Here is an 11,488-nt window from a genome sequence, read left to right as displayed (position 1 = left end):
ATATGCCGGTGAATTCCGGCCCCTGATCCAATCGTTGTGGTCTTGACCCCCGGAGGAGCATGGGAGGCATGGCAGACCGATTCATCGAAGTCTCCCTCGCCCGGCGGGGAGTTCAGTGCACGGCGCGGCTGCTCGCCGACCGGGCCCCGGTGACCTGCGCGGCGGTGTGGGAGGCGCTTCCGCTCGTGTCGGACGTCTATCACGCGAAATACGCGCGCAATGAGATCTACGCCCTTTTCCCGGCCTTCGCGGACCGCGAACCGCCCCTGGAGAACCCGACAGTCACCCCTATTCCAGGAGATCTCTGCTATTTCTCCTTTTCCGGTACGGAATTGGGGACGCGGGCCTACGGCTACGAACCGGAGGCCGGGGTGCAGGCGAACCCCACCGTCGTCGACCTCGCCCTCTTCTACGAACGCAACAACCTCCTGCTGAACGGCGACGTCGACTGGGTGCCCGGCATCGTCTGGGGGCAGGTCGTCGAGGGCCTCGACGAGATGGCCGAGGCCTGCAACGACCTGTGGCGCGCCGGCGCGCAGGGCGAGACGCTGGGCTTCAGGCGCGCCTGACGCCCTCCGCGTCGGGCCTCGGCCCGGGCGCGGGCGGTGGCGCCACGCCGCCCGCCCCGGCCTCGTACAGCGCGTGCGCCGCGCGCAGCACCACCGTGTCGGCGTGGCGCGCGCCCACGATCTGCACCCCGATGGGCAGCCCGTCCCCGTCCACCCCGCACGGCACCGTCGCGGCGGGCTGCTGCGTGAGGTTGAAGGGGTAGGTGAACGGCGTCCAGCCCGTCCACCGCCGATGCCCGGACCCCTTCGGCACCTCCGCGCCCGCCTCGAACGCGGTGATCGGCAGCGTCGGCGTGACCAGCAGGTCGTACGCCGTGTGGAAGCGGCCCATGCGGCGCCCGAGGTCCGTGCGCACGTCGACCGCCGCGAGGTAGTCCAGCGCGCTGCGGCGGGCGCCCTGCCCGCAGATCTCCCGCAGCCCCGGGTCGAGCGACTGCCGTTGCGCGGACGTGAGGTGCTGCACGACCCGCGCCGCCCCGCAGAACCACAGGGTGTGGAAGGCGTCCACCGGCCCCGAGAAGTCCGGGTCGCTCTCCTCGACGTAGGCCCCCCGCGCGGCCAGGCACTCCACGGCGCGCCGCACCGCCGCCGCGACGGCGGGCCGCACCGCGACCTGCCCGCCCAGCGAGGGGGAGTAGGCGACGCGCAAGCCGCGCACACCCTCCTCCAGGGCCGCGCGGAAGCCGCCCGCCACCGGGGCCAGCTGGGACCAGTCCCGCGGGTCGGGGCCGCTGATGACGTCCATCATGAGCGCCGCGTCCGCCGCGTCCCGCGTCATCGGCCCCACATGGGACAGCGTGCCGAAGGGGCTCGCGGGATACAGCGGCACCCGGCCGTACGTCGGCTTCAGCCCGAAGATCCCGCAGAACGCCGCCGGGATCCGCACCGAGCCGCCGCCGTCCGTGCCCAGCGCCAGCGGGCCCGCGCCACTCGCCACGGCCACCGCGCTGCCGCCGCTGGAGCCGCCCGCGGTGCGCGAGACGTCGTACGGATTGCGGGTGATGCCGCTCAGCGGGCTGTCCGTGACGCCCTTCCAGCCGAACTCCGGGGTCGTCGTGCGGCCGGTGAACACCGCCCCGTGCTCCCGCAGCCGCGCCACCGCGGGGGCGTCCTCGTCCCACGTCCCCTCCGGGCGGATGGTCCGGGAGCCGCGCAGGGTCGGCCCGCCGCGCAGCAGCAGCAGGTCCTTGACCGCCACCGGCACCCCGTCCAGCAGGCCCCGGGGCTCGCCCCGCCGCCAGCGCCCGGCGCTGGCCTCGGCCTGCTCCAGGGCGCCGCGCGCCTCGATCCGCACGAAGGCGTTCACGGCGGGCTGCGTCTGTTCGGCCCGCCGCAGCACGGCACGCACCGCGTCGACCGGGCTGAACTCGCCCGCGCGGTAGCCGTCGAGGAGTCGTACGGCGGTCAGCTCCGTCAGCTCGGACATGCGGCCTCCTGGTGGTGATCAGTGCCCCGGGACGTATCCACGTTCCTTGTCGACCACGTTCCGCAGCGGTCGGCCCGCCGCCCACGCCTCGTACAACTCCACGAACTGGGCGCCCAGTTCGTCGCGCCAGCCGACCGTGTCGCCGCTCATGTGCGGGGAGACGAGCAGCCCCGGCACCGTCCAGAGCGGGCTGTCCGCGGGCAGCGGCTCGTGCGCGAAGACGTCGAGCGCGGCGCCCGCGATCCACCGCTTCGTCAGCGCGGCCACCAGGTCGTCCTCGGCCACCAGGGCGCCGCGCCCCACGTTGATGAAGTGCGCGCCGGGCTGCATCACGCCGAAGCGCCGCGCGTCGAACATGCCGCGGGTGGCGTCGGTGAGCGGCGCCGCGCACACCACCCAGTCGGCGCAGGCCAGCAGCCGGTCGAGGTCCCGCGCGCCGTGCACGCCCGGCCGGCGGGCGCGGCCCACCAGGGCGGCCGAGACGCCGAGGCCCTCCAGCATGCGCGCGACGGCCCGGCCGATGGGCCCCGAACCCACCACGCACGCGCGCGTGCCGGCGACCCGCCGGGTCTCGCGGTGCCGCCAGGAACGCTCGCGCTGCGACTCCAGGGTGCGCGGCAGATCCTTGGCCAGGGCCAGCACGAGCGCGGCGACGTACTCCGCGATCGGCTGGTCGAAGACGCCGCGGGCGTTGGTCACCACCGTGTCGCAGGCGGCGAGTTCGGGACACAGCAGATGGTCGACGCCCGCGCTCGCGGTGTGCACCCAGCGCGGCCTGCGCCCCTCGCCCGGCCAGGCGCGGCGCACCGCGTCCGAGGCGAAGTCCCACACCAACAGCACGTCGGCGAGCGGCAGTCGGGCGGCGAGCGCGGCCTCATCCGTGTGCAGGACCCGGGCGCGGCCGGTCAGAGCGCCGAGGCGCGGCGGCGGCGCCGGGGGCCCGGCGTCCAGGACGAGCACGGTGGTTCCGGGAGGCCGGCCGGGCGTCGGTTCGGACATCTGGGGAAGACCGTCCCGTCTGAGATGGGCGGATTGACCACGCTCGCACCCGAACCTACCGTCGTCAACAGAGCAACTCCCGCACCGGCATGGCGACAACCCAGTACGCGTGAACGTGGGGGCCCGCGCATGGACGTCTCCTTTCTCGGCGGACCTCCCCCACGGCCCGAGGGGGGCGGGCGCTACCCCTGCCCGCAGCGGGGTGTCGGGATCGTCGCCCCCTTCGACTTCGCCCTCGACCGCGAACTGTGGCGGTGGGTCCCGGACGAGGTCTCGCTCCACCTGACCCGCACGCCGTATGTGCCCGTCGAGGTCAGCCTGGACCTGGCGCGGCTGGTCAGCGAGCACGAGACCCTCGCCGACGCGGTCCGCGCGCTGTCCGTCGTCGAGCCCGAGGTCCTCGCGTACGCCTGTACGTCGGGCAGTTTCGTCCGGGGCGTCGCGGGGGAGCGGGCGATGTGCGCGGCCATGACCCGCGAGGGCGCGGTCGCCGCCGTGACGACCTCCGGCGCGCTCCTGGAGGCCCTGGACGCGCTGGGTGCCCGGCGCGTCGCGCTCGTCACGCCCTACACGTGGTCGGTGACGCGGGCCCTGGAGGAGTATCTGGCCGAGGCCGGCGTGGCGGTCACCGCCCGCGCCTACCTGGGCCTGACCCGGCACATCTGGAAGGTGCCCTGCCGCGACGTTGCCGACATGGCGCGCCGCGCGGTGCGGGCCGGGGTGGACGCCCTCTTCATCAGCTGCACGAACCTCCCCACGTACGACGTGATCCCGCAACTGGAGGCGGAGCTGCGCATGCCGGTGATCTCGGCGAACCAGGTGACGATGTGGTCGGCCCTGCGTCGGCTGGGTACGCGTGCGGTAGGGCCTCACCAGGCGCTGATCGACCCCGGGGTGCGGCCGGGCGCGAGCCCGCTGGACCCGCCGCCCCCGAGGGGACTGCCCGAAGGACCACCCGCGGGGCCACCCGCAGAAGGAGGAGGCTGGACGTGACGGCACTCGGATTTCTCTACCCGGGGCACTCGGCCGAGGACGACTACCCCCGCATGGAGCAGATGCTCGCCGGCGGTGTGCGGCTGCAGGTCGTCCACACGGACATCGGCGAGGACGCGCACCGCCTCGACGCGCTCGTGGAGATGGGCTCGGCCGCGCAGCTCGCCGCCGGCGTCGAGGAGCTGCGGCTCTCCGGCGCGGAGGCGGTGGTGTGGGCGTGCACCAGCGGCAGCTTCGTCCTCGGCTGGGAGGGCGCGCACGACCAGGTCCGCGAGCTGGCCCGGGCGGCGGGTCTGCCCGCCTCCTCGACGTCGTTCGCCTTCGCCCACGCCGTACGGGAGGTGGGGGCGGTCCGGGTCGCCGTCGCCGCGACCTATCCGCAGGACGTGACCTCGCACTTCGCGGCGTTCCTGCGGGCGGCGGGTCTGGAGGTCGTCGCGGAGCGGGCCGGCGGCATCGGCACGGCGGCGGAGGTCGGCACCTGGGGGCGCGCGGAGGTCCTCGCGCTGGCCCGCGCGGGCGACCACCCGGACGCGCAGGCGGTGCTCCTGCCGGACACGGCGCTGCACACGGCGGCCCACCTCCGCGATCTTGAGGCCGAGCTGGGCAAGCCGGTCCTGACGGCCAACCAGGTCACGGTCTGGGAGGCCCTGCGGCTGGCCGAGCGCCGGCTGAACGCCCCGGAGCTGGGCTCGCTGTTCACGAAGGAGCCGGTGGTCCAGGTCAGGGGCTGAGGATCAGGCGCACCACCGTTAACGTCTGGACCGACCCGGACACGTAGTACAGGACGATGGCGCCGTCGACCGTGGCCTCCCTGCGGTCGGGGTCCTCCCGTACGGGTGTCGAGCCGTGGCCGTAGGGGTCCCGGCCGATGGTGCGGGCGAGGGCGGCGCGGAAGGCGTCGGCGTCGCCCATCTTGGCGAGGGTGTCGTCGGCGGGCGGCGCGTAGGTGACGCGGTGGCCGCGGCGGTGGCGGGGGCTCACGCCGTACCCCGCCTCTCCGCCTCGTCGGAGGCGAGCCGGGCGAGCCGGGCCTCGGCGTCCGGATCGGGCACGGCCTCCAGCATCCAGTGCCGCATCACGGCGTGGATCTCGTCGACCCCGGCGGCGTTGATGGCCCGGTCGAAGTCCGCCCGCCGCTCCTCGGGCAGGGCGGCGCGGATGTCCGGAAGGGTGTTGGGCACCTCGACCTCGACTCCGTCGACGAGGGTCTTCAGGGGATCAGCCATGCCGGCACGGTACTGGCCCGGCCGGCCCACCGGGGCGGAGCCCTGCCCCGGGGAATAAAACGGAGTGTGCCTCCTGTTGGCTCTCCCGTACCCATGTGACGTACGTACGCAGTGCAGGAGGCACCCCAGTGACAGTGGACCCGACCGGCGACGGCAACCGCGACGACGGCATCCGGGGGGTGCGTCCGGACGCGGCGGGCGAGAGTGCAGCGCGCTCGGAGGCTCGGGACGCCGATGGGAACGTACGCCCGGATGCCGCTCGGGGGGCCGAAGAGGGGGCGCGGGCGGCCGGCGACGGCATCCGCGGCGAGCGGCACGGAGACGCGCCCGTGCCGCTGTCCGTGCTCGACCTCGTCACGGTCGGCGCCGGGCGCACCGCCACCGACGCGCTGCGCACCAGCGTCCGGATCGCGAAGCTCGCCGAGGCCCGCGGCTACCACCGCTACTGGGTGGCCGAGCACCACTCCATGCCCGGCGTCGCCTCGTCCTCGCCGGCCGTGATCCTCGCCCACCTGGCCGCCCACACCGGCCGCATCCGGCTCGGCTCCGGCGGCGTCATGCTGCCCAACCACGCCCCGCTCGTCATCGCCGAACAGTTCGGCACGCTGGAGGCGATGGCCCCCGGCCGCGTCGACCTGGGCCTCGGCCGCGCCCCCGGCACCGACGGGGCCACCGCCGCCGCCCTGCGCCGCACCGACCGGCTGAACGAGGGCGCCGACGACTTCCCGCAGCAGCTCGCCGAGCTGACCCGCTTCCTGGACGACGACTTCCCCGACGGCCACCCCTACGGGCGTATCCACGCGGTCCCCGGGCCCGTCCAGGCGACCTCGCCCGGCGGCGTCCAGTCCACCCACCGCCCACCGATCTGGCTGCTCGGCTCCTCCGGCTTCAGCGCCCGCCTCGCCGGCGTCCTCGGCCTGCCGTTCGCCTTCGCGCACCACTTCTCCGCGCAGAACACGATCCCGGCGCTGGACCTCTACCGCGAGTCGTTCAAGCCGTCCGCCGTCCTGGACGCCCCCTACGCCCTGATCGGCGTCTCGGCGCTCGCCACCGACGACGAGAACGAGGCCCGCCGCCAGGTCCTGGCCGCGGCCCTGAACATGGTCCGCCTGCGCACCGGCCGCCCCGGCCTGGTCCCCACGCCGGAGGAGGCGGAGGCGTACGAGTTCAACGAGATGGAACGCGAGTTCGTCACCGGCTGGAACGCCAACGTCATCCACGGCACCGCCGACCAGGTCCGCACCGGCCTCGACGACCTCGCCAAGCGCACCGGCGCCGACGAACTGATGCTCACCGGAAACGCCCACAGCGGCGAGGTCCGCCTGCGCTCGTACGAACTCATCGCCAACGCGTATCGCTTGCCGGGGGCATAGGGGGGCACCTCTCGCATACCGGCGCGTGAAACCCCCCCAGGGGCGCGAGCAACCACCCGCGGCCCGCAGGTGCGGCCGAGCCGCTCCGGCCGGATACGCCCGTGCGGGCCGCCACTAGCTGAGCGCGCAGTTCCCCGCGCCCCTGAGGGGTCGCCCTGTGCCGGGGTCTTTCGCTTGCCGGCGCGTGGAACCTGCCCAGGGGCGCGGGGAACTGCGCGAGCAACCCATCTGCGGCCCGCAGGTATGGACGAGCCGCTGCGGCCGGATACGCCCGTGCGGGCCGCCACTGGCTGAGCGCGCAGTTCCCCGCGCCCCTGAGGGGTCGCCCTGTGCCGGAATCTTTCGCGTGCCGGTGCGTGGAACCCGGTTAGGGGCGCGGGGAACGGCGCGAGCAACCCATCTGCGGCCCGCGGGTGTGGACGAGCCGTTGCGGTCGGATGCGTCTGTGCGGGCCGCCGACGGCTGGGCGCGCAGTTCCCCGCGCCCCTGAGGGGGTGTGTTCTGTGCCGGCACGGGAAACCCGCCTAGGGGCGCGGGGAACTGCGCGAGCAACCACCTGCGGCCCGTAGGTGTGGACGAGCCGTTGCGGTCGGATGTGTCTGTGCGGGCTGCCACTGGCTGGGCGCGCAGTTCCCCGCGCCCCTAGGGCGGTGTGTTCTGTGCCGGCACGGGAAACCCCCAGGGGCGCGGGGAACTGCGCGAGCAACCACCTGCGGCCCGTAGGTGTGGACGAACCGCTGCGGCCGGACGTGCTCGCGCGGGTCGCCGGACGGCTGGACGCGGCGCCCAACACGCCCCTCCGGGGCCTACGCGGCCCGCAGCAACGCGGAGATGCGATCCGCCGGAACGGGGCGGGAGTAGAGCCAGCCCTGACCGGTGTCACACCCGATGCGCCGCAACCGCCCAGCCTGCTCCGCCGTCTCCACGCACTCCGCGGTGACCGTGATGCCCAGCCGATGGGCCAACCGCACCAGCGCCTCGACGATGACCTCGTCGGCGGGATTGACGTGCTCCTCCCCCTCCCCGTACTGGAAACCCCGTACGAAGGACCCGTCCAGCTTCAGGACGGACACCGGCAGCCGGCTCAGGTACGCGAGGTTCGAATACCCCGTACCGAAGTCGTCGATGGCGATCCGCACCCCCATGTCGCTGAGCGCCTGCAAGGCCTGAAGCGGCCGCCCCGCCGACCCCATGACGGCGGACTCGGTCAGCTCCAGCTGGAGCAGCCGGGCCGGCAGGCCGGTCTCGGCGAGGATCTCCGCCACGTCCACGACCAGGTCGGAGTCCCACACCTGCCGCACCGCCACGTTCACGCTGACGAACACCGGCTCCCGCTCGGGATGCGCCAGCTGCCACCGGCGCGCCTGCCGGCAGGCGGTGCGCAGCACCCAGCGGCCGAGCTGCACGATGGACCCGTCCTCCTCGGCCAGTCCGATGAACCGATTCGGCGTCAGCAGCCCGAACTGGGGGTGCCGCCAGCGCACCAGCGCCTCGACGCCCTGCACGTCCTCGTGGTCGAGGCCCACCAGCGGCTGGTAGTCCAGGACGAACTCGCCGCGCTCCACGGCCGGCCGCAGGGAGCTGGAGAGCGTCTGCCGGGTCATGCGGTGGGCGTTGCGCTCGGGGTCGAAGAGCGTCCAGCGCGCCTTGCCGTCCGTCTTCGCCCAGTACAGCGTGGTGTCGGCGGCCTGCATGAGCCCCGTCGTGGTGGTGCCCGCCGCACGCCGCTCCACGACGCCGATCGACGCGGACACGGACAGCCGCTGCCCGGCCAGGTCGAACGGTTCCTGGAGGGCCTTCAGCGCCGCGTCGGCGAGATCGGTCAGCTGCTGCGTCCCGGTCGAGTCCTCCACCAGCAGTGCGAACTCGTCCCCGCCGAGCCGCGCCACGAGCGGCGCCGTCACCGTGCCGTATCCGGCCCGGTCGGCGCAGCGCGTGAGCCGCTCCGCGACGGCCGCGAGCAGCCGGTCGCCGATCCGGTGGCCGAGCGTGTCGTTGACCGCCTTGAACCCGTCCAGGTCCAGGTAGCACAGGCCCACCCGGCCGGTGCTCGTGTCGTCGTAGGCGCCCGCCTCGAGCGCGGCGGCGAGACGTTCGAAGAAGAGGTTGCGGTTGGGCAGCCGGGTCACCGGATCGTGCATCTGTACGTGGCGCAGCCGGGCCTGGAGCTCGCGGCGCGCGCTGATGTCGGCGGCGGAGAGCAGGACGGTCCGGCCCCCGCCCCGCTCGGCGGACCCCGGCATCGGCGAGACCGTGACCTGCACCCACAGCGAGTGCCCGTCGGGGTGTTTCAGGCGCCGGGCGCAGCGCAGCCTGGCCTGCCGGCCGCGGAGCACCTCGCGGTAGGCGTGCCAGGTGCGGGCGTCGGAGGTGAGGTCGACCAGATCGGCGGCGATGCCTCCGCACAGCGCCTCCGGGGTGGTGCCGAGGAGGGTGGCGAGGGCGTCGTTGGCACTGACCACCTGGCCGTCGCCGTCGACGACGGCAAGGGCGAGCGGGGCATGGGCAAAGGCCCCGTGGTAATCGACCGGCCCCACCTCACCCCCCGGCTCCCACCACGACTCCCGCCCGGACCCCCGCTCCGACTCCTGCCCGGAACCTCGCTCCGACTCCCGCCCGGAACCTCGCTCCGACTCCTGCCCGGAACCTCGCTCCGACTCCTGCCCGGAACCTCGCTCCGACTCCCGCCCGGGGCCCCGTTCCGACTCCCGCCCGGAACCCCGCTCCAACACGCGCTCGGAACCCCGCTCCGGTTCCCGCCCGGGGCCCCGCTCCGTCTCACGCCCGGACCCTCGCTCCGACTCCCGCCGGGGGCCCCGCTCCGACGCACGCTCGGGATGGGGGCCGCCCCCACTTTCACGGCCCTGGTCCGCCTCGCACCGGGGACACCGCTCGACCTCGCGCTGAGGGCCCCGCTCCGGAGCACGCACCGCACCGCGCACCGGCGCACGCTCCGGACCGCCCCCGTGGCCGCACTCGGGACCGCCCCCGTGGCTGTGCTCCGGGCGGCATTCCGGGCCGCCCCCGGGACCGCCCCCGTGGCCGCACTCCGGGCCGCACCCGGGGCGGCGCCGCTCCGGGCCGCGCCCGGGGTCAGACACCGGGTCGCACACCGGGTCACGCGGCGGCTCGCACACCGGCTCGCGCTCCCGGTCGCGACGGTCCGTGACGACAGGGCGGGCTCGGCCGGAATGCGTGGCCGCCGTGGGGGTGGGCCCTTGGGACGTTCCGTTCACCGCTTGCTCCCGCAGTGCAGTTGTTCTCGAACAGGTCTCGTCGGGCGGCGGGCAGATGGCGGGCGGCGGTGTGGGGACCGGGCCCGCGCAGGAAAGTGTGCCGATCATAGAGGCCCGCCAGATGCCCTATCCAGCCATGTGGCCGTACCGGCCAGGGCCCACCGCCGCTGACAGATCGTTTCTGCCCGGCGCTGAACTGCTTTCTTCGGGACTCGACCGCTTGTGACGTTCCGTGAGCGTTCGGGGTGTCGCGCTCACGCCCGCCTCTCACCCGGAAGGGCCAGGCAAACAGGGCAAAGTGCAGCGAGTCACCACAAGGTGGGTGGGGTGTCCCGCATTCCGCACCCGGAGGTCGACGTGCCGCGTCAGCTCCCCCCCAGGGGACTCACCCGTGGAGGGAGGAACCCCAGGCCATGGAGGGACCCCCGGTTGCGCAGCACCGGGGCGCTGCTCACCTCGCTGACCGCCCTGGCCGCCACCTCGCTCGTCGCGGGCCCGACCACCGCCGAGGCCGCCGCGGGCCCGTGTGAGCTGCGCCGGACCGCCGCCCACCACTCGGAGGGCCTGGACACCTGGAACACCGCCTATCCGCGCCCGGCCAGGACCCTGGACGCGGTCATGGTCTTCCTGTCCTTTCCGGACTCCCCGCCGCTGACCACGCCCGAGGAGCTGGCCGCCGACCACTTCCCCGCCACCAGCCGCTTCTTCGAGCAGGCCTCCTACGGGAAGTTCCGGCTCAGCCCGCACCCGCGGCGCGAGTGGGTCGAGATGCCGCGGGCCTCCATGGCGTACGCGATACAGCGCGACTGGAACGCCAAGCGCCGCGCCGCCTATCTGCGCGACGCGCTGGCCGCGGCCGATCCGCACGTGGACTTCTCGCGGTACGACATCGTCTACTTCGTCGCCGACCCGGACGCGCCCGGCGTCGACTCGGACGCCACGAAGGTGGTGAACCTCGACCGGCCGATGCGGGCCGACGGCACCGACATCCGGCGCGTCGTGACCGTCTTCGAGCGGCATCCGCCGGACCGCAACGTCCTGGCGCACGAGACGGGCCATGTCTTCGACCTGCCGGACCTCTATCACCGGCCGACCGACGGCAAGGGCGACTGGGACACCCATGTGGGTGACTGGGACGTCATGGGCAGCCAGTTCGGCCTCGCGCCCGACCTCTTCGGCTGGCACAAGTGGAAGCTGGGCTGGCTGGAGCCCCCTCAGGTGCGCTGCGTGGCGGCGGGCGCCCAGCGGCTGACCCTGGAGCCGCTGTCGGCGCCGGCCACGGGCGGCGTCGTCGGCGGCACCAGGCTCGCGGTGGTCCGTACGGGCCCGGACACGGCGATCGCCCTGGAGGGGCGGGGCGCCGTGGGCAACGACCACGCGGCGTGCACGGAGGGCGTACTCGTCTACGAGGTCCGCAACGGCACGGCGTCGGGCGGCGGCCCCATCGAGGTCGTCGACGCCCACCCGGAGACGGAGTCCTGCTGGGGCGACTCGGTCTACCCGCAGCTGGCGGACGCCCCGGTGCGGGTGGGGGAGAGCTTCCGGGTGCCCGGCGAGGACCTGCGCGTCGAGATCGACGTGGAGGCGCGGACGGCGTCGGGTGCCTGGACGGTGCGGGTCGCGGTCGGCTGAGGGGCCGGGCCGCCGAGACGGCGGGAGGCCG

The 11,488-nt window shown here is 74.3% G+C and carries 10 protein-coding genes; 5 read left to right on the top strand and 5 right to left on the bottom strand.

The genetic code is table 11. The features are described 5' to 3' along the window. The first annotated feature begins 68 nt into the window (after positions 1-68). The gene (locus ACZ516_RS05065) at positions 69-569 is read left to right on the top strand and encodes a DUF3830 family protein (protein WP_469008532.1); all 501 of its coding nucleotides are present in this window, start codon (positions 69-71) and stop codon (positions 567-569) included. On the opposite strand, the gene ACZ516_RS05060 is transcribed toward ACZ516_RS05065, so the two are convergent. Both ACZ516_RS05060 and ACZ516_RS05055 read right to left on the bottom strand, forming a co-directional pair. Then, positions 556-1,995, bottom strand: a complete 1,440-nt coding sequence (locus ACZ516_RS05060) for an amidase (RefSeq protein WP_361076036.1) — start codon at positions 1,993-1,995, stop codon at positions 556-558. The genes ACZ516_RS05065 and ACZ516_RS05060 overlap by 14 nt on opposite strands. Positions 1,996-2,013: 18 nt before the next feature. After that, positions 2,014-2,994, bottom strand: a complete 981-nt coding sequence (locus ACZ516_RS05055; protein WP_469008530.1) for a D-2-hydroxyacid dehydrogenase — start codon at positions 2,992-2,994, stop codon at positions 2,014-2,016. Between the two features lie 129 nt (positions 2,995-3,123). Here ACZ516_RS05055 and ACZ516_RS05050 point away from each other — a divergent pair, with 129 nt between their 5' ends. Then, entirely contained in the window at positions 3,124-3,987 is an 864-nt protein-coding gene (locus ACZ516_RS05050) for a maleate cis-trans isomerase family protein (protein ID WP_469008528.1), read from the top strand. Continuing rightward, a complete protein-coding gene (locus tag ACZ516_RS05045) occupies positions 3,984-4,721 on the top strand; it encodes a maleate cis-trans isomerase family protein (protein WP_469008526.1) in 738 nt (245 codons plus the stop codon). The genes ACZ516_RS05050 and ACZ516_RS05045 overlap by 4 nt, the downstream gene beginning before the upstream one ends. Here ACZ516_RS05045 and ACZ516_RS05040 read toward each other — a convergent pair. Together ACZ516_RS05040 and ACZ516_RS05035 are read right to left on the bottom strand one after the other, a co-directional pair. Next, positions 4,711-4,902, bottom strand: a complete 192-nt coding sequence (locus tag ACZ516_RS05040) for a hypothetical protein (protein ID WP_358584998.1) — start codon at positions 4,900-4,902, stop codon at positions 4,711-4,713. The two genes, ACZ516_RS05045 and ACZ516_RS05040, sit on opposite strands and share 11 nt — an antisense overlap. A gap of 65 nt (positions 4,903-4,967) precedes the next feature. Next, on the bottom strand, positions 4,968-5,216 hold the full coding sequence (locus tag ACZ516_RS05035; protein ID WP_358584955.1) for a hypothetical protein: 249 nt from the start codon (positions 5,214-5,216) through the stop codon (positions 4,968-4,970). Positions 5,217-5,515: 299 nt separating this feature from the next. Here ACZ516_RS05035 and ACZ516_RS05030 point away from each other — a divergent pair, with 299 nt between their 5' ends. Further along, positions 5,516-6,589, top strand: a complete 1,074-nt coding sequence (locus tag ACZ516_RS05030; protein WP_358699782.1) for an LLM class flavin-dependent oxidoreductase — start codon at positions 5,516-5,518, stop codon at positions 6,587-6,589. A gap of 806 nt (positions 6,590-7,395) precedes the next feature. Here the strand turns inward: ACZ516_RS05030 and ACZ516_RS05025 are convergent. After that, a complete protein-coding gene (locus ACZ516_RS05025; RefSeq protein WP_469008524.1) occupies positions 7,396-9,126 on the bottom strand; it encodes a putative bifunctional diguanylate cyclase/phosphodiesterase in 1,731 nt (576 codons plus the stop codon). A gap of 1,026 nt (positions 9,127-10,152) precedes the next feature. Between ACZ516_RS05025 and ACZ516_RS05020 the strand changes: the two genes are divergently transcribed. Beyond that, entirely contained in the window at positions 10,153-11,457 is a 1,305-nt protein-coding gene (locus tag ACZ516_RS05020; RefSeq protein WP_469008523.1) for a M6 family metalloprotease domain-containing protein, read from the top strand. Positions 11,458-11,488 lie beyond the last annotated feature (31 nt).

The organism is Streptomyces sp. NPDC034037 (assembly GCF_055575715.1).
Note: the sequence above shows the minus strand (reverse complement) of the source record. Positions and strands in the feature narration are given on the sequence as shown.